General features: G+C 70.6%; 21 protein-coding genes. 4 read left to right on the top strand and 17 right to left on the bottom strand.

What is annotated here, in order from left to right; all coding sequences use genetic code 11:
* Positions 1 to 145: 145 nt before the first annotated feature.
* From ACFSDF_RS14075 to ACFSDF_RS13995, 17 genes are all read right to left on the bottom strand, one after another.
* Positions 146 to 328 (bottom strand): CsbD family protein, encoded by a 183-nt coding sequence (locus ACFSDF_RS14075; RefSeq protein WP_347877951.1) that lies wholly within the window; start codon positions 326 to 328, stop codon positions 146 to 148.
* Between the two features lie 53 nt (positions 329 to 381).
* Positions 382 to 825: a hypothetical protein gene (locus ACFSDF_RS14070; RefSeq protein ID WP_377157945.1), complete on the bottom strand. Its 444-nt coding sequence runs from the start codon at positions 823 to 825 to the stop codon at positions 382 to 384.
* A 59-nt stretch (positions 826 to 884) separates the two neighbouring features.
* Entirely contained in the window at positions 885 to 1,268 is a 384-nt protein-coding gene (locus tag ACFSDF_RS14065; RefSeq protein ID WP_167008920.1) for a hypothetical protein, read from the bottom strand.
* A 38-nt stretch (positions 1,269 to 1,306) separates the two neighbouring features.
* A complete protein-coding gene (locus tag ACFSDF_RS14060) occupies positions 1,307 to 1,777 on the bottom strand; it encodes a hypothetical protein (protein WP_377157943.1) in 471 nt (156 codons plus the stop codon).
* A 22-nt stretch (positions 1,778 to 1,799) separates the two neighbouring features.
* Positions 1,800 to 2,561, bottom strand: coding sequence for a YebC/PmpR family DNA-binding transcriptional regulator (locus tag ACFSDF_RS14055; protein WP_167008914.1), 762 nt, complete (start codon positions 2,559 to 2,561; stop codon positions 1,800 to 1,802).
* A gap of 133 nt (positions 2,562 to 2,694) precedes the next feature.
* Entirely contained in the window at positions 2,695 to 3,297 is a 603-nt protein-coding gene (gene pdxT / locus ACFSDF_RS14050; protein ID WP_167008911.1) for a pyridoxal 5'-phosphate synthase glutaminase subunit PdxT, read from the bottom strand.
* Entirely contained in the window at positions 3,294 to 3,878 is a 585-nt protein-coding gene (locus ACFSDF_RS14045; protein ID WP_377157941.1) for a DUF6891 domain-containing protein, read from the bottom strand. The genes pdxT and ACFSDF_RS14045 overlap by 4 nt, the downstream gene beginning before the upstream one ends.
* A 4-nt stretch (positions 3,879 to 3,882) precedes the next feature.
* Positions 3,883 to 4,812, bottom strand: coding sequence for a pyridoxal 5'-phosphate synthase lyase subunit PdxS (gene pdxS / locus ACFSDF_RS14040; protein WP_167008908.1), 930 nt, complete (start codon positions 4,810 to 4,812; stop codon positions 3,883 to 3,885).
* A 34-nt stretch (positions 4,813 to 4,846) separates the two neighbouring features.
* The gene (locus ACFSDF_RS14035; protein ID WP_167008905.1) at positions 4,847 to 5,449 is read right to left on the bottom strand and encodes a hypothetical protein; all 603 of its coding nucleotides are present in this window, start codon (positions 5,447 to 5,449) and stop codon (positions 4,847 to 4,849) included.
* Positions 5,446 to 6,552, bottom strand: a complete 1,107-nt coding sequence (locus tag ACFSDF_RS14030; protein ID WP_167008903.1) for a glycosyltransferase family 4 protein — start codon at positions 6,550 to 6,552, stop codon at positions 5,446 to 5,448. The genes ACFSDF_RS14035 and ACFSDF_RS14030 overlap by 4 nt, the downstream gene beginning before the upstream one ends.
* Positions 6,549 to 7,511, bottom strand: a complete 963-nt coding sequence (locus ACFSDF_RS14025) for a phosphatidylinositol mannoside acyltransferase (protein ID WP_167008897.1) — start codon at positions 7,509 to 7,511, stop codon at positions 6,549 to 6,551. Before ACFSDF_RS14025 ends, ACFSDF_RS14030 begins: the two co-directional genes overlap by 4 nt.
* Positions 7,508 to 8,116, bottom strand: a complete 609-nt coding sequence (pgsA, locus tag ACFSDF_RS14020; protein WP_167008894.1) for a phosphatidylinositol phosphate synthase — start codon at positions 8,114 to 8,116, stop codon at positions 7,508 to 7,510. The genes ACFSDF_RS14025 and pgsA overlap by 4 nt, the downstream gene beginning before the upstream one ends.
* Entirely contained in the window at positions 8,116 to 8,658 is a 543-nt protein-coding gene (locus ACFSDF_RS14015) for an HIT family protein (RefSeq protein ID WP_167008891.1), read from the bottom strand. Before ACFSDF_RS14015 ends, pgsA begins: the two co-directional genes overlap by 1 nt.
* Positions 8,655 to 10,652, bottom strand: a complete 1,998-nt coding sequence (gene thrS, locus ACFSDF_RS14010; protein WP_377157938.1) for a threonine--tRNA ligase — start codon at positions 10,650 to 10,652, stop codon at positions 8,655 to 8,657. The genes ACFSDF_RS14015 and thrS overlap by 4 nt, the downstream gene beginning before the upstream one ends.
* A 39-nt stretch (positions 10,653 to 10,691) precedes the next feature.
* Complete coding sequence (locus tag ACFSDF_RS14005) at positions 10,692 to 10,967, bottom strand: hypothetical protein (protein ID WP_377157936.1); 276 nt, start codon at positions 10,965 to 10,967, stop codon at positions 10,692 to 10,694.
* Positions 10,964 to 12,115: a flavin-containing monooxygenase gene (locus ACFSDF_RS14000; RefSeq protein WP_377157934.1), complete on the bottom strand. Its 1,152-nt coding sequence runs from the start codon at positions 12,113 to 12,115 to the stop codon at positions 10,964 to 10,966. Before ACFSDF_RS14000 ends, ACFSDF_RS14005 begins: the two co-directional genes overlap by 4 nt.
* Positions 12,116 to 12,225: 110 nt before the next feature.
* Positions 12,226 to 13,797: a LuxR C-terminal-related transcriptional regulator gene (locus ACFSDF_RS13995; protein ID WP_377157932.1), complete on the bottom strand. Its 1,572-nt coding sequence runs from the start codon at positions 13,795 to 13,797 to the stop codon at positions 12,226 to 12,228.
* A 120-nt stretch (positions 13,798 to 13,917) separates the two neighbouring features.
* On the opposite strand from ACFSDF_RS13995, the gene ACFSDF_RS13990 reads away from it, so the two are divergent.
* The 4 genes from ACFSDF_RS13990 to ACFSDF_RS13975 are packed head-to-tail and all read left to right on the top strand — an operon-like array spanning position 13,918 to position 16,355.
* A complete protein-coding gene (locus tag ACFSDF_RS13990) occupies positions 13,918 to 14,613 on the top strand; it encodes an energy-coupling factor ABC transporter permease (protein ID WP_377157930.1) in 696 nt (231 codons plus the stop codon).
* The gene (locus ACFSDF_RS13985) at positions 14,610 to 14,933 is read left to right on the top strand and encodes a PDGLE domain-containing protein (protein WP_208322526.1); all 324 of its coding nucleotides are present in this window, start codon (positions 14,610 to 14,612) and stop codon (positions 14,931 to 14,933) included. Before ACFSDF_RS13990 ends, ACFSDF_RS13985 begins: the two co-directional genes overlap by 4 nt.
* Before the next feature lie 13 nt (positions 14,934 to 14,946).
* The gene (gene cbiQ / locus ACFSDF_RS13980) at positions 14,947 to 15,618 is read left to right on the top strand and encodes a cobalt ECF transporter T component CbiQ (protein ID WP_377157928.1); all 672 of its coding nucleotides are present in this window, start codon (positions 14,947 to 14,949) and stop codon (positions 15,616 to 15,618) included.
* Positions 15,615 to 16,355: an energy-coupling factor ABC transporter ATP-binding protein gene (locus ACFSDF_RS13975; protein ID WP_377157926.1), complete on the top strand. Its 741-nt coding sequence runs from the start codon at positions 15,615 to 15,617 to the stop codon at positions 16,353 to 16,355. Before cbiQ ends, ACFSDF_RS13975 begins: the two co-directional genes overlap by 4 nt.
* Positions 16,356 to 16,379: the final 24 nt, after the last annotated feature.

Below are 16,379 nucleotides of genomic sequence, written 5' to 3'. Positions count from 1 at the left end.
ACGCGCGGCCTCCCGGCGCACACCACAGCGAACACATGTTCGACACCCTAGCGGCGACCGGCCCAGCGGGTGAGCCGACGCGCCGAGGACGCCGACGACCCCTCCGCCGGGGCGGAGGGGTCGTCGGTACGGCGTGGCGGAGCAACTACTTCTTGAAGGCGTCCTTGACCTTCTCGCCGGCCTGCTTCAGATCAGACTTCGACTGGTCGCCCTTGCCCTCGGCCTCCTGCGCCTCGTCACCGCGCGCCTTGCCGGCGGTCTCCTTGGCCTTGCCCTTGAGGTCCTCGCCCTTGTTGCTGAGCTTGTCGTCGAGACCCATCGCAGTCATCTCCTCAAGATCGGTTCTCCGTTACAGAGGAGGGGTACCCAGCCGGCGCCGCACTACACGTCAGCCGTCGCCACCGCCACCGCCACCGCCACCGCCGTCGCCGCCGCCGAATCCACCGCCGCCGCCGATGCCGCGGTCGGAGTGTCCCGCCCCCTGCCCTGGCGCACCCAGCCTCCCCTGGTGCCCGGGCTGCGTCGGGGACGGTACGGCGCGTGCGACGGGTCGTCTACCGTGCTCGCACCCCACGGCAGGGCGTACAGCGCCTTCGCGATCTCCTTGATCCGGCGCTCCGTGTCGCGGCGCCCCGGCGCGGGCTCCACGTGCATCACGACGCCGTTGCAAGTCACAACGATCGGGCGCCATCCGAGCTCGGCCACCGCTGGTGGTCCGGCCGCCGCGCCGGCGAACTCCGGCATCCACGGCACAGGATCACCGAAGTCAGTGCGCCGCCGACGTGCGATCCGCCAGAACGTGCCTCCCGCTCGCAAGATGTCCATGGGTCATCCTGGCACCGGGACGGTGCGAGTGGAAGAGATCGGGAGAATGCGTCAACCGATCACGGGGGTCCGAACCCGATGAAGGTGTAGCCCGGGCCGCGCCCAGGTTCGCCCCACGCGCTGGTCGTGCCGAGGCTGAGACGCGGGCCGTACGGCACGTGCGACGGATCGTCCGCCGTGCTGGCGGCCCACGGCAGGGCGTACAGGGCCTCGGCGATCTCCTTGATCCGGCGCTCCGTGTCGCGGCGGCCCGGCGCGGGCTCCACGTGCATCACGACGCCGTTGCAGGTCACGACGATCGGGCGGCGCCCCAGCTCGGACGAGGTGGGTGGCTCGGCCACGCCGCCGGCGAACTCCGGCATCCACGGCACAGGGTCATCGACGTTGGCGCGCCGCCGCCGGGCGATCCGCCAGAACGTCCCTCCCGTCCGCAGGATGTCCATGCCTCATCGTGACACCGCGACCGTGCGGGCGGAAGAGATCAGGACGAAACGCCCGAGCTGCCCTGCCAGTCCGGGCCGAGCTGGTACGGGTCACCGGACGTGTCGACGAGCGTCGTCCGCGGGCGACGGCTGATGTCCTCGATGAGGGCCCGGATGCGCGCCCGTGAGGCTCGCCAGCCCTTGACGCGCTCCGTCCCGACGACGGTGCCGCCGCGGCGGACGACGACCGTCCACCCGAAGAACACCGCCCGGGCGAGCGCCACGACGGGCAGCAGCATGAGCAGGATCGCGAGCTCCAGGCCGAACACCATCATGCAGATCGCACCGAGCACCAGCACGGGCAGGAGGAAGACCAGCCACAGGGTCAGCAGGATCGGGTCGTCGGGGAGGTACGAGCCCCCTCCGCCGGTGGGAGGCAGATAGTCGAGCAGCTCTTTGGTGCGCATCCGCCACGGCATCCACCGCCGCCGCACGCGCCACTTCACGCCGTCGGCGTCACGGACCTTCATCGGGGATCTCCGCCGGCCCGGGTCAGCCGACCTGCGCCATGACCTCGTCGGAGGCGTCGAAGTTGGCGAAGACGTTCTGGACGTCGTCGCAGTCCTCGAGCGCGTCGATGAGACGGAGCACCTTGCCCGCGGCGTCGGCGTCGACCTCGACCGTCATCGACGGCACGAACGACGACTCGGCGGAGTCATAGTCGATGCCTGCGTCCTGCAGCGCCGTACGGACGGCGACGACGTCACCGGCCTCGCTGATCACCTCGAACGAGCCGTCATGGTCGTTGACGTCCTCGGCGCCGGCGTCGAGCACGACCTCGACGACGTCGTCCTCGGTGAGGGTCTTGCCCTCCTGCTCGGCCGGGACGATGACGACGCCCTTGCGGGAGAACATGTAGGAGACCGAGCCTGGATCGGCCATGTTGCCGCCGTTGCGGGTCATCGCCGTACGGACCTCCATGGCAGCGCGGTTCTTGTTGTCGGTGAGGCACTCGATGAGCAGCGCGACACCACCGGGGGCGTAGCCCTCGTACATGATCGTCGTGTAGTCGACGCCTGCGCCGTCGAGCCCGCCGCCGCGCTTGACCGCACGGTCGATGTTGTCGTTGGGGACCGAGGACTTCTTGGCCTTCTGGATGGCGTCGTAGAGCGTCGGGTTGCCCGTGGGGTCGGGTCCGCCGGTGCGCGCGGCGACCTCGATGTTCTTGATCAACTTGGCGAACATCTTGCCGCGCTTGGCGTCGATGACCGCCTTCTTGTGCTTGGTGGTCGCCCACTTGGAGTGGCCTGACACGGGATCCACCTGCTCTCGCTCTACGACTGCGGGACGATCGCGTCTCGCGACCGCCCTCGATCCTATCGCCCGCGGGTGTGACGTCACTCGCGCCACCGGCGGGCGCGACCGCTCCCCCGCGCCTGGGGTCAGATCAGCGCGCCGCGTGCACCGTACGGACGAACATGCGGTGCAGGCGGTCGTCGTGCCCGACCTCGGGATGGAACGACGCGGCAAGCAGCACGCCTTGGCGGACTACTACGGGGTGCGCGCCGTCCTCGCCCCGGTCGACGCTCGCGAGCACCTCGACGCCGGGACCGCAGCTCTCGACCCACGGGGCACGGATGAACACCGCGTGCATCGGCGCGTCGAGCCCTTCGACGCGCAGGTCGGTCTCGAAGGAGTCGACCTGCCGCCCGAACGCGTTGCGCCGCACCGTGACGTCGAGCCCTCCGAACGTCTGCTGGCCCGCAGCGCCGCCCTCGATCCGGTCGGCAAGCATGATCATGCCGGCGCAGGTGCCGAGGACCGGCATCCCCGCGGCGATCCGCTCCCGGATCGGCTCGCGCAGGTCGAAGGCCCGCGACAGCTTGTCGATCGTGGTCGACTCGCCACCGGGGACGACGAGCGCATCGACCGCTGCCAGCTCGCTCGTCCGTCGTACGGTCGACGGCTCGGCACCGCTGTCGGCCAGCATGCGCAGGTGCTCCCTGACGTCCCCCTGCAGCGCGAGGACGCCGACGCGCACGGCGCTCACGCGTCGCCGCCGCCCGCGCGCCGGTGCCAGAAGGCTCGGACCTCGATACGACCCTCGTCGAAGTGCGCCGCCAGACCGTGCGCGTCGAGCGCGACGAGCACCTCCTCGCAGAGCGGATCGCCGTCCGCGATGTTTGCGGAGTCTGGATGCCACGCGTTCAGCTCGAGCATGCCGTGGTCGACGGCGTGCCAGACGTCCGACGGAGTGAACCAGACGACGCCTCGTACGGCGCTCCCCTGCCCGGACGGCCCGCGCAGAACGGCGGCTGCGGCCCAGTGGTCGTCGACGCCCTGGAGGACGACCAGGCCCGCGGACTCCAGGCTCGCGAGCGCAGCCTGGAGGGCGTCGTAGTCCGTACGGGGCGGCCAGGTCGCCTGCTCCTCGGCGAGCGCCTGCCGCGCGTCGTCGACCAGGCGCTGGGCCTCGCCTTCGGGGTCGTCGAGCCCGGCGTCCTCGCGAGCAGCGACGGCGACGTCCCGTACCCAGGCGTCCGGCGCGGTCAGACCCGCCCGTACGAGGACCCGCGCGTAGCTGCGCAGGGCCTCGGCGTCGGTCAGCTTCGGGGCCGAGAAGAAGGGCACGCGCTCACCAGCCACGCTCGGCGAGCCGGTGCGGCTCCGGGACGTCCTCGACGTTGATCCCGACCATCGCCTCTCCGAGCCCGCGGGAGACCTTCGCAATCACGTCGGGGTCGTCGAAGTAGGTCGTCGCCTTCACGATCGCCGTCGCCCGCTCGGCCGGGTTGCCGGACTTGAAGATGCCCGAGCCGACGAAGACACCCTCGGCGCCCAGCTGCATCATCATCGCCGCGTCGGCCGGGGTCGCGATGCCGCCGGCGGTGAACAGCACGACCGGGAGCTTGCCCGCGGCCGCGACCTCCTTGACCAGCTCGTACGGGGCCTGGAGCTCCTTGGCCGCCACGTACAGCTCGTCGGCGGGCAGGTTTTGCAGGCGCCGGATCTGGTCGCGCAGCGTCCGCATGTGCGTCGTGGCGTTGGAGACGTCGCCGGTGCCGGCCTCGCCCTTGGAGCGGATCATCGCCGCGCCCTCGGTGATGCGGCGGAGCGCCTCGCCGAGGTTGGTCGCGCCGCACACGAACGGCACGGTGAACGCCCACTTGTCGATGTGGTGGGCGTAGTCGGCCGGCGTCAGCACCTCGGACTCGTCGATGTAGTCCACCCCGAGCGACTGCAGCACCTGCGCCTCGACGAAGTGACCGATCCGCGCCTTGGCCATCACCGGGATCGACACCGCCTCGATGATCCCGTCGATCAGGTCCGGGTCGCTCATCCGCGCCACGCCGCCCTGCGCGCGGATGTCGGCCGGGACGCGCTCGAGCGCCATCACGGCGACCGCGCCGGCGTCCTCGGCGATCTTGGCCTGCTCCGCGTCGACGACGTCCATGATGACGCCGCCCTTCAGCATCTCGGCCATGCCACGCTTCACGCGGGCCGTGCCGGTGCCCTGGTCGACGCTCTGGGCGGTGTCGGCAGGAGTGGTCGCGTGCTCGGTCATCGGTGTCACCTCGGGTCGGACGGCGGAGTCGGCCTCATCGTACGTCCGCGGCGGAGGACTCCTGATCCGGTCCGGCGATCGGGCGCTCCTTGCCGACGAGGTGCGGGGGCGGGGTGTCGTCGAAGGCCATCCGGTACGGCCAGGGCGCATGCCCTGCCAGCCGGGCCCAGCGGACGATCCGCTTGCGGCGCATGCGCTCGGTGCGCGCGACCAGGTCGTCGTGGAAGCGGTGGGCGAGCTGGACGCGCTCGCAGGCGTCGCCGAGGTCGCCGAGCATCTCGCGTTGCGGCTCGTCGGCCGAGGCCCACAGGGCGTCGACGTCGTCGGCGTCACCGAAGACGGTCCGCATGACCTCGCTCAGCGCCGTCTCGCGCTCCTCCTGGTCGACCTGGCCGATCGCGGCGCGGGCGGCGTCGGCGGCCTCCACGGCGACGAGTGCGCTCGCGGGGTCGAGGACGCCGCTGGTCGCGACGTTGCGCAGGCAGGTCGAGCGGTCGAGAAGCTGCCGATCGAGCGAGGCCTGGGCGGTGGCGAGGCGGATGTGCAGCCGGTCGAGCCGACCCGCCGTCGACGACAGCGCGACCGTGATCGCGGCGACGACCGCCCCGATGACGAGAACCCACTCCAGGGTGCTCATGCTCCGCCTCCTCCCAGCACGGTCTCGTACACGCTGATCACCTGGGGAGCGACCACACTCCAGTCGTACCGCCGTACGGCCTCGCGTGCCACCCCCGCGCGCTCCTCGCGTCCGGGGTCGTCGAGAGCGTCGACCAGCGTCTTGGCGAGCGAGACCGGGTCCTCGTTGGCGAACAGCGCGCCCAGGCGCCCGTCCTCGAGCACGTCGGCGAACGCCCTGATGTCGCTGGCGACCACCGGGGCTCCGGCGGCCATCGCCTCGATGAGCACGATCCCGAAGCTCTCTCCCCCGGTGTTCGGGGCGACGTAGACATCCGCCTCCGACAGCAGCCGCGCACGCTCCTCGTCGGAGACGCGCCCGACGACCTCGACGTGCTCACGCAGGCGCTCGGGCACCATCGCAGTGCCGACGCGCGGATCGCCGGCCCCTGCAACGATGAGCCGCAGGCCCGGGAACCTCTCGATCACCGCCGGGAGCGCGTCCAGCAGGACCGGGAGTCCCTTGCGGGTCTCCTCGAACCGACCGAGGAACAGCAAGGAGAAGGTCGAGCTCTCTCCAGCACGGCGCTCTGTCCCGCTGAAGTCGTCGACGAACAGGCCGTTGGGGATGATGACGGAGTCGCCGCCCTGGTAGTGCGCGACCACACGCTGCGCCTCGCGCGAGACGGTGATGCGCGCGCTCAGCTTCTCCATCGCCGGACGCAGCAGCGGCTCAGTCGCCGCCAGGGCCCGCGAGCGGCCGATCGACGTGTGGATCGTGGCGATCGAGACGCCGCTGGCCAGGCTCAACGCGATCAGCGACACGCTCGGCGTCGCCGGGTCGTGCACGTGGAGGACGTCGAAGTTGCCGTCGCGCAGCCAGCGCCGGGTCCGCGCCATCGCGATCGGTCCGAAGGACACCCGCGCGACCGCGCCGTTGTAGCGGACGGGCAGCGCACGCCCGGCCGGCGTCACGTACGAGGGAAGGTCGTCGTCGTCCGCGGCCGGGGCGAGCACGGAGACGTCGACCCCCAGCTCGCTCATCGAGCGCGTCAGGTCCAGGACGTGGTTCTGGACGCCGCCTGGCACGTCGAACGAGTACGGGCAGACCATCCCGATCCTCATCGTGCTCCCCCCTTGCCCGGCCGCCCTCCGTCGTCGCGCCGGTCCACCTCGAAGACGCGCTGCAGCATGTGCCAGTCGGCGGGACTGCGCCGGATGTCGGTGGTGAAGACGTCGGCGACGTCCTGCGTCATCGCCACCAGGCCGTCCTCGCCCGACCGCGTCTCGATCGGCTCGTGCACGGTCATGCGCAGCCGGCCCGCGTCGTCGTCGTAGCGCGAGGTCGCCACGAACAGCGTCGCACCCGTCTGCTGCGCGAGGAGGGCGGGGCCCACCGGCATCCGCGCCTTCTCGCCGAGCAGGTCGACGGGGATCCCGCTGCGCGACATGTCGCGGTCGGCGAGCAGGCATACGAACCCGCCCGCCCGCAGGTGCTCAGCGAGCTGCGGCATCGTTGGCGGGCCACCGGTCAGCGGGAGCACGGTCATGCCGATGCGCTCACGGAACGCCACGAACTCGTCGTACAGGCGCTCGGGCTTGAGCCGCTCCATCACCGTCATCAGCGGGACCTCGTGGGTGCACGCCCACGCCCCCATGAGGTCCCAGTTGCCCATGTGCGGCAGTGCCGCGATCATCCCGCGCCCCGCGTCGCGCAATGCGTACACACGCTCGGCATGGTCGACCACGATCGCGTCGTCGACGGCCGCGACGTCGCCGGTGAAGCGCGGCAGGCGGAACACCTCGCCCCAATAGCGCAGGTAAGACCGCATGGCGTCGCGCGTCACCGCGTCGAGCGTGGCCGCATCGGCGTCCGGCACCGCGCGCGCAAGGTTCGAGCGGAGGCGCTCGATGCCGCTGCCGCCACGGCCGTACAGCTGGTCGGCGGTCACCCGCAGCGCTCGGTCGACCACGGGCTGCGGGACGTGCACGGCGAGGTTCCACCCAGCCCGGTACGCCGCCGCCTCGACGTGGGTGCGGGTCCTCGCGACCGCCGTCCTTGCGGCCTGGGTGGGTCGGATCATGCCTGCGCCAGCGCCTGTCTGCGAACCATGAGGATCCGTTGCACGACGGTGATGGTGCTCGCCACCGCGAGAGTCCACAGCACGATCGTCCTCAGCACGGGAAGGTCGAACAGACCCGAGAGACCGGTCATCGCGAGCACCGCGACCAGTCGGTCGGACCGCTCGGCGATCCCGCCCTTGGCCTCCATGCCGAGCGCCTCGGCGCGCGCTCGCGCGTACGAGGTGAGCTGGCCTCCGACGAGGCACCACAGCGCGACGCTCGTCATCAGGAGGTCGTTGCCGTCACCGGCGTACCAGAGGACCAGACCGCCGAAGATCGCCGCATCGCCGATCCGGTCGAGCGTCGAGTCGAGGAACGCGCCCCATGCGCTCGAGCGACCCGACTTGCGGGCCATCAGGCCGTCGACCATGTCGGAGAAGACGAAGGCGGTCACGACGAGGACACCGACGAAGAACTCGCCTCGCGGGAAGAACCACAGCGCACCGGCCGTGACGCCCAGCGTGCCGACGAACGTCACGACGTCGGGGCTGATGCCCAGCTTGAGGAACAGGTCGGCGATCGGGCTCATGATCTTGGCCCAGGTCGCCCGGAAGCGTTCGAGCATCAGGCGTCCCACGCCTTCACGAGCAGGTCACGGGTCTCGGCGAGCAGCTGCGGCAGCACCTTGGTGTGTCCCGTGACGGTGATGTAGTTGGAGTCGCCCATCCATCGCGGCACGACGTGCTGGTGGAGGTGTTGCGACAACGACCCGCCGGCGACCGCGCCGAGGTTGAGACCGACGTTGAACGCCGCCGGCCCGCTCACCCGCTTGAGGACCCGCACGGCCTGCTGGGTCATCGCGGTCAGCTCGTGCGCCTCGTCGTCGGAGAGCTCCTCGAGCTCGCCCACGTGCCGGTTGGTGACGACCATGAGGTGGCCCGGGTTGTACGGGTGCAGGTTGAGCACCGCGTACACGTGCGCTCCCCGCGCGACGATCAGCGTCTCGTCGTCGGCGCGCTCCTGCATCCGGCAGAACGGGCAGCCCTCCTCGCGCGGACCCTCATCGGTGATGTACGCCATCCGGTGAGGGGTCCACAGACGGTCGAACCCCTCGAATCCCGCATCGGGACGGCCCCACGGATCACCCGCCCCGACCTCCGAGGTCATACCTGAACCCGGTCGGTGACCGCCTGGACGATCCGTGCGACCGCGTCGTCCACGTCCACGCCGTTGTCCTGGTCGCCGCTGCGGTAGCGGAAGGAGACGGCACCGGCCTCGACGTCGTCGTCGCCCGCGATCAGCATGAACGGGACCTTCTGGGTCTGGGCGGTACGGATCTTCTTCTGCATCCGCTCGTCAGACTCGTCGACCTCCACCCGGATCCCGTGCGCCTTCAGGCGCGCAGCGACCTCGTACAGGTAGTCGACGTGGCGCTCCGCGATCGGGATCGCGACGACCTGGACGGGTGCCAGCCACGGAGGGAAGGCGCCCGCGTAGTGCTCGACGAGCACGCCGAGGAACCGCTCGATCGACCCGAACTTCGCCGAGTGGATCATCACCGGCTGCTTGCGGGAGCCGTCCGCCGCGGTGTACTCCAGGCCGAAGCGCTTCGGCTGGTTGAAGTCGTACTGGATCGTCGACATCTGCCACGTCCGGCCGATGGCGTCGCGGGTCTGGACGGAGATCTTGGGGCCGTAGAAGGCGGCACCACCCGGGTCGGGCACCAGCTCGAGACCGCTGGCGACCGCGACGTCGTGGAGGACCTTGGTCGCGACCTCCCACTCCTCGTCGGAGCCGATGAACTTCTCGAGGTTCTGGTCGTCGCGCGTCGACAGCTCGATGTAGTAGTCGTCGAGCCCGAAGTCGCGCAGCAGTCCGAGGATGAAGTCGAGCAGGTGGCGGACCTCGTCGGCGGCCCCCTCCTCGGTGACGTACGAGTGGGAGTCGTCCTGACTGATCATGCGCACACGGGTCAGGCCCTGCAGGACGCCCGACTTCTCGTCGCGGTAGACCGTGCCGAACTCGAAGAGGCGCAGGGGCAGCTCACGGTACGAGCGGCCTCGCGAGGAGTAGATGAGGTTGTGCATCGGGCAGTTCATCGCCTTGAGGCGGTAGTTCTGACCGTCGACGTCCATCGGGGGGAACATGCCCTCGCCGTAGTACGGCAGGTGGCCCGACGTGAAGTAGAGGTCCTCCTTGGCGATGTGCGGGGTGCCGACGTAGGAGAAACCCTCCTCGATGTGGCGCCGGCGGACGTAGTCCTCCATCTCGCGCTTGATCACGCCACCCTTGGGGTGGAAGACCGGCAGCCCCGGGCCGATGAGGTCGGGGAACGAGTAGAGGTCGAGCTCGTTGCCGAGCCTGCGGTGGTCGCGACGCTGCGCCTCCTCGATGCGGTGGAGGTGCTCGGCGAGCGCCTCCTTGCTCTCCCAGGCGGTGCCGTAGATGCGCTGGAGCTGCTTGTTCTTCTCGCTGCCCCGCCAGTACGCGGCGGCGCTGCGCATCAGCGTGAATGCCGGGATGCGCTTGGTCGTCGGCAGGTGCGGGCCGCGACATAGGTCGGTCCAGGCGACCTCGCCCTTGCGGTTGAGGTTGTCGTACATCGTGAGCCCGCCGGAGCCGACCTCGACGCTCGCGCCCTCGGCCGCACCCTCCAGGTCGCCGTCGCCGGCGGTGCTCTTGAGGCCGATCAGCTCGAGCTTGTACGGCTCGTCCGCGAGCTCGACGCGCGCCTCGTCGTCGTCGATCGGGCGACGCGAGAACCGCTGGTTCTCCTTGACGATCTTGCGCATCCGGGACTCGATCTTCTCGAGGTCCTCAGGGGTGAACGGCTTCTCGACGTCGAAGTCGTAGTAGAAGCCGTCTTCGACTGGCGGGCCGATACCGAGCTTGGCCGCGGGGAACAGGTCCTGGACCGCCTGCGCCATCACGTGCGCCGTCGAGTGGCGCAGAATGTCGCGACCGTCCTTGCTGGAGATGGCGACGGGCTCGATCGTGTCGCCGGGCTCGAGGTCGTACGAGAGGTCCTTGAGGGCTCCGTCGACCTTCACGGCGATGACGTCGGGATCCTCGGCGAAGAGCTCCCACGCCTTCGTACCCGTCGCCAAGGCGCGGTCCTGTCGACGCGCGGGACCGACGACGGTGACGTTGAGCTCGGACACGGTGCTCCTTCGGGACGTTCGAGACGGGTTGGCTCGATGCTATCCGCCCCGGCCGTCACGCCGCGCACCCGATTCAGCGCCAGCCAGCCAGCCAGCCAGAAGGAGGTTGATGTAGACGCGACCGAGGGGCGCGAGGAGGTTGACGTCGTCACGGAAGACGAGGCCGACACCGATGCCGAGGAGCTGGGCGACCAAGGCCGAGGAGTCACGACGAGCGCGGTTAGGTTCCACGTATCCACGGTGGCTCCCTCGATCGGCGATCGACGCCGTGAACGGCGTCGCAAGCGCCGCGACAGAGATGGCGTCGAGCGTCACGCCCCCGTCACCGGAGCAACCGGCTCGGGTGCGACGTCCCGCGAATCGCGGCGCGCGGGCTGCGCGGCACGCATCCTGCGGAGGAGATGGCGGGCGTCGCGGTCGACGCCCTGGATCATCGTCGATGAGACCGCGTACTGGAGCTCGAGCCCGAGGAAGGACAGGCCGGGCACCGACGAGACGCCGCGGTCGTGGAGGGCCTCGCCGTCGTCGCCGAAGGCACCGGGCGCGTCCAGGAACCGGTGGTCCGGACGCGACCCGGTGCACCAGACGACCGTCGACACGTCGGGCACCTCGTCGTCGCACGAGACCGCCCGGCCACCCACGACCGACTCGATCCTGTCGATCTGGACGACCCCGGCGTCCTCGAGATCGGCCAGCTTGTTGCGGACGAGCATCACGCCGTGGCCCTCGGCCTTCGCCATGAAGCGTCGCCCCATCGGCGTGCGCCGCGTGAGCACGCGCCGGAACACGAACATCACGATCGGCGTCATCACGCGGCCGGCGACGCCGTCGATGTCGAAGGGGACCTGACCGGGGTGCCGTCCGGCGAGCCAGGTCCGATGCCCGGCGTCCGCGGCCTCGAGCGCGACGTCAGTCCCGGAGTTGCCGGCACCGACCACCAGGACGCCGCCGGGCGCGAGCTGGTCCGGTCCGCGGTAGTCGAGCGAGTGGATCTGCCGGACGGCGGGATCGAGGTCCGCCGCGAGCGCGGGGACGATCGGAACCGCGTGCGCGCCGGTGGTGACGACGACCTTGTCGGCGAGGTAAGCCCCCGCGTCCGTCTCCACCCGGAACCCCTCCCCCTCGCGGGTCACCCGACGGACCGGCTCGCCGGTCCTGACCGGGATCTCGAAACGGCGCGCGTACTCCTCCAGATAGTCGGCCATCTCGTCGCGCGTCGGGAACCCCCGCACAGGGATCCGCCAACCCGGCAGGCTCGCGTACCGCGGCAGGCTGAAGAGCCGCAGCGAGTCGTACCGGCGGCGCCACGAGTCGCCGACCCGAGGCGCCGCCTCCAGGACCACGAAGTCCTCGTCGGCGCACTGGAGGCGGTATCCCATCACCAGCCCGGCCTGACCGGCACCGATCACGACCGTGCCAACCTTCTGTTCGCTGCCCTGCGTCTCGGTTCCCTGCGTGCTCATGGCTCCCCCTCGTCGTCGGGTTCGACGCTAGGAGCGCAAGGAGCGGCGCCGCTTCCGTCGGACGCACCAAGCCGACGCCGGGCACATGGGTAGTTCTGCCCACGAGGTGCTCAGACGAGGCGGTGCTCGAAGGCGTACGCGGTCGCGGCGGCACGGTTCGGGAGTGCGAGCTTGCCGAAGATGTTGCTCAGGTGCCGCGCGACGGTCTTCTCCGAGAGGACGAGCTCGGCCGCGATGGCACGGTTCGTCGCACCGGTCGCGACCAACCGGAGCACCTCCAGCTCACGCGGGGAGAGGGGGCCAGACGCCGCGGCGTCGCCTGCGACGCCGAAGGGGGTCCCCACGGCTCCCAGCCGGTCGAGCGCCGCGCGTGCGGCGTCGGCCTCCATCACGGCGGCGTCGGTGTCCCCCAGAGCGTCGCAGGCCCGCGCGACGAGGCTGCGTGCCCGTGCCGCCTCGTACGGCGCATCGACGTCGCGCCAGAGCGTCCAGGCCCGTCGCAGTCTCGGCAACGCTGCTCGCGCGTCCCCACGAGCGAGGAGGACGGCGCCGCTCGCGTGCTCGACGAGCGCCCGCAGGAACGGCGGAGCGTCGGGTCCACCCATCGATGCGAGCGAGGCGGCGGCGTCCTCGGCCGCTCCGACGTCGGCCATAGCGAGGCAGATCTCGACCCGTGCCGCGAGCTGCAGCGGACGTGCACGGGGATCGTCAGACTCTTCCCCGAGCACGCGATCGAGGCCGGCCAGCGCCACATCGGGCCTCCCCTGGGCCAGCCGCAGGAGCGCAAGTCCGGGTTGGACCTCGAGGCCGAGCTCCGACGCGCGCTGGTACGCCGCCTCCGCGTCGGCCAGGCGTCCGCGCAGTCGCGCGAGCTCGCCCACGCGGTAGTGGGCCGCGGCCACGGCCGGCTCCGGCCGTACGTCGAGGAGCACGCACGCCTCGTCGGCTCGCTCGGCGGCCTCGCTCCAGTTGCCCCGCAGCTGAAGGATCTCCGCACGGTGGACGAGACAGGTCCCGCGGTAGGCGACGGCACCGCGGTGATCGTCGACCCACGCGGTCAGGGCACGCGTCCACTCCTGCGCACGCGCGAGGTCGAAGTGGCCCATGCACATGTCGATGACCGCGCAGTACAGCAGGCCGGCGACCTGAGGCTGGACCCGGCCCGCGGAGACGTAGGTCATCGCCTCGTCCATCACGGCCGTGCACTCCGCGTCGCGGCCGAGCAGGTGCAGGCACCGCCCACGTCCGAGCAGCGCGAGCACCAGGACGTCGGTCTCGCGGTCACGCGCCGCGATCTCGACCGAGCGCTCGAAGTCCGGGAGCGCGCCGGCGGGGTCTCCGCTCCACATGCGTGCCACCGCGGCCTGCTGCGCCAGCATGCCCTGCACCCGCGGGTCGTTGTCGTCCGCGAGCCGCCGCAATCGCGCCGTCCATCCCTGCGCCTGCGCGATGTCGCCGCGCATCATCAGGTGCCACCCGATCCAGAACCCGCACACGACGGCGTCCGCACGGCGTCCGCCCGCGACGTAGTCGTGCAGGGCACGCTCGCGCAACGGCACGACCTCGTCGTCGCGGCCGAGCATGAAGGCAGCGACCGCGAGGCGCTCGAGGTCCTCGGCCGGCAGATCGTGCTCGCGGTCGGCGTCGCGCAACGTCTCGTACTCTGCAGGCCAGTCCGGCACGTGCTCAGCGTACGACCGCGCATGGCACCGTGGTGCTCCGTTGACGAATGCCACGGCACCTGCACGAGGGCCGTTTCGTGTCGGATGGCCCGGCCGGACCCCTCGCCGTACAGTCGACAGATGCACGTACCCGACGGCTTTCTGGACGCGCCGACCTCGGTTGCCACGGGTGTCGTCGCCGTCGTCGGCGTCGGCCTCGCCCTCCGGGGCGCGCGCCGTGAGCTGGACGAACGGACTGCCCCGATGGCGGGACTGGTGTCGGCATTCGTGTTCGCGACACAGATGATCAACTTCCCGGTCGGCGCCGGTACGAGCGGGCACCTCCTCGGCGGTGTTCTCGCGGCCGTCCTGGTCGGGCCCTGGACCGCGGTGCTGTGCATCAGCACGGTTCTGCTGGTCCAGTGCCTCCTCTTCGCCGACGGGGGCATCACGGCCCTCGGCACCAACATCACGCTGATGGCGCTCGTCGGCGTGGGGGTCGGATGGCTCGTCTTCCTGCTGCTCCGGGCCGTGCTGCCGAACCGGCTGACCTTGGTCGCCCCGGCTGCGGCGCTCGCCGCGCTGATCTCGGTCCCAGTCGCCGCTCTCGCGTTCACCGGCCTCTACGCCATCGGCGGCGAGGCGCCGATCCCGCTGGGATCTCTCGCCACCGCGATGGTCGGCTGGCACAGCCTGATCGGGGTGGGCGAGGCATTCATCACCGGGCTCGTCGTCAGCACCGTGCTCGCGGTGCGCCCCGACCTCGTGTACGGCGCACGCCCTGCCATGGAGACGCGGACCCTCGAGCTGCGCCATCCGAGCGGGTCGGCGGCATGAGGTCACACCGGAAGTCGGTCTCGACCCGCGCCGTCGTCCTCGTCGGTCTGCTGATCGCACTCGTGCTCGCCGGTTTCGTCAGCTACTACGCCTCGAGCCGCCCGGACGGGCTCGAGTACGTCGCCACCGACAAGGGGTTCGACACAGCGAAGGAGCACAAGTCCTCAGCCGGCAGCCCGATGGAGGACTACTCGACCAAGGGCGTCGACGACCCCCGACTCTCCGGCGCGGTCGCCGGCGTCACCGGTACCGTCCTGGTCCTGGTGATCGCCGGGGGTGTCGCCCTGGTCGCGCGACGCCGCGGCCATCACTCCGCCTGAGACCCGCCTCGAGATGGCCGCAGCGCACGGACACAGGTTGTACTTCTCGGGAGACTCCCCGGTCCACCGCGTCCCCGCACACCTCAAGGTCCTTGCGCTGCTGGGGTTCATGATCGTCGTCGTCGCCACTCCGGGGTCGGCGTACCCCGTCTTCGGGGTCTACGCCACCCTCCTGCTCGCGCTGATCGTCGTGGCGCGCGTGCCGTTCGGCTTCCTGCTCCCAAGGATGCTCGTGGAGGTCCCGATCGTCCTGTTCGCAGTCCTCATGCCGTTCATCGCGACCGGACCGCAGACGACGTTCCTCGGCCTGACAGTGAGTGAGCACGGGCTCGAGGCGGCCGCGTCGTTGCTGATGAAGGCGACGATCGGCGTCGTGGCGAGCCTGACGCTCGCGGCGACCACCGAACCGCACCACCTCCTTGCCGGCCTGGGTCGGCTGCGACTGCCTCACGAGATGGTCCAGATCATGTCCTTCATGATTCGTTACCTCGACGTCGTCACCGACGAGATGCGCCGCATGCGCATCGCGCGCGAGTCACGGGGGTTTCGCGCCTCTTCGTTCCGCCAGTGGGGGGTGCTCGGTCGTACCGCCTCGGCGCTCTTCATCCGTTCGTACGAGCGCGGCGAACGGGTCCACCTCGCGATGCTGTCGCGTGGTCACGACCCGCACGGTGGTGGGTCGTGAGCGTCCCAGTGATCGACGTCCGGGGGCTGGCCTACGCCTACCCCGACGGCAGCCAGGTCCTGTACGGCGTGGACTTGCACATCCATGCCGGTGAGCGGGTCGCTCTCCTGGGGCCAAACGGCGCGGGCAAGACCACGCTCGTACTGCACCTCAACGGCATCCTGCTCCCCGGCGCCGGCACGGTCGCGGTCTCGGGCCTGGCCGTCGAGAAGCGGAACTTTCGGGAGATCCGGCGGCGCGTCGGCATCGTCTTCCAGGATCCCGACGACCAGCTGTTCTCCGCCACCGTCCGCGACGACGTCGCCTTCGGCCCGGCCAACCACGGACTACGGGGCGAGGACCTCGAACGTCGGGTCCAGCACGCGTTGGAGCAGGTCGGCATGGCCGCATACGCCGACCACCCGCCGCACCATCTCTCGTTCGGGCAGCGGCGACGGGTGGCCGTCGCCACGGTCCTGGCGATGGAGCCGGAGATCCTGGTGCTCGACGAACCGTCCTCGAACCTCGACCCGATGGCGCGTCGCGAGCTCGCCGACATCGTGCGGTCGTTGTCGGTCACCGTTCTGATGGTGACGCACGACCTCCCGTACGCCCTGGAGCTGTGCCCACGGTCCGTCGTGCTCACCGACGGGGTCGTGGCCGCCGACAGCGACACTCGGAAGCTGCTCGCCGACGAGGACTTCATGCGCGCCCATCGACTCGAGCTGCCGTTCGGGTTCGACCCGAGGACGGTGTGACGGGCGGTCCTTGCGACAGACGGT

This window comes from Mumia zhuanghuii, assembly GCF_042681565.1.
Taxonomy (GTDB): domain Bacteria; phylum Actinomycetota; class Actinomycetes; order Propionibacteriales; family Nocardioidaceae; genus Mumia.
Note: the sequence above shows the minus strand (reverse complement) of the source record. Positions and strands in the feature narration are given on the sequence as shown.

Coding starts and splice junctions, on each gene's coding strand:
- ACFSDF_RS14075 (WP_347877951.1), bottom strand. CDS start 328: ATGACTGCGATGGGTCTCGACGACAAGCTCAGCAACAAGGGCGAGGAC.
- ACFSDF_RS14070 (WP_377157945.1), bottom strand. CDS start 825: ATGGACATCTTGCGAGCGGGAGGCACGTTCTGGCGGATCGCACGTCGG.
- ACFSDF_RS14065 (WP_167008920.1), bottom strand. CDS start 1,268: ATGGACATCCTGCGGACGGGAGGGACGTTCTGGCGGATCGCCCGGCGG.
- ACFSDF_RS14060 (WP_377157943.1), bottom strand. CDS start 1,777: ATGAAGGTCCGTGACGCCGACGGCGTGAAGTGGCGCGTGCGGCGGCGG.
- pdxS (WP_167008908.1), bottom strand. CDS start 4,812: ATGACCGAGCACGCGACCACTCCTGCCGACACCGCCCAGAGCGTCGAC.
- ACFSDF_RS14035 (WP_167008905.1), bottom strand. CDS start 5,449: ATGAGCACCCTGGAGTGGGTTCTCGTCATCGGGGCGGTCGTCGCCGCG.
- ACFSDF_RS14030 (WP_167008903.1), bottom strand. CDS start 6,552: ATGAGGATCGGGATGGTCTGCCCGTACTCGTTCGACGTGCCAGGCGGC.
- ACFSDF_RS14025 (WP_167008897.1), bottom strand. CDS start 7,511: ATGATCCGACCCACCCAGGCCGCAAGGACGGCGGTCGCGAGGACCCGC.
- pgsA (WP_167008894.1), bottom strand. CDS start 8,116: ATGCTCGAACGCTTCCGGGCGACCTGGGCCAAGATCATGAGCCCGATC.
- ACFSDF_RS14015 (WP_167008891.1), bottom strand. CDS start 8,658: ATGACCTCGGAGGTCGGGGCGGGTGATCCGTGGGGCCGTCCCGATGCG.
- ACFSDF_RS14000 (WP_377157934.1), bottom strand. CDS start 12,115: ATGAGCACGCAGGGAACCGAGACGCAGGGCAGCGAACAGAAGGTTGGC.
- ACFSDF_RS13990 (WP_377157930.1), top strand. CDS start 13,918: ATGCACGTACCCGACGGCTTTCTGGACGCGCCGACCTCGGTTGCCACG.
- ACFSDF_RS13985 (WP_208322526.1), top strand. CDS start 14,610: ATGAGGTCACACCGGAAGTCGGTCTCGACCCGCGCCGTCGTCCTCGTC.
- cbiQ (WP_377157928.1), top strand. CDS start 14,947: ATGGCCGCAGCGCACGGACACAGGTTGTACTTCTCGGGAGACTCCCCG.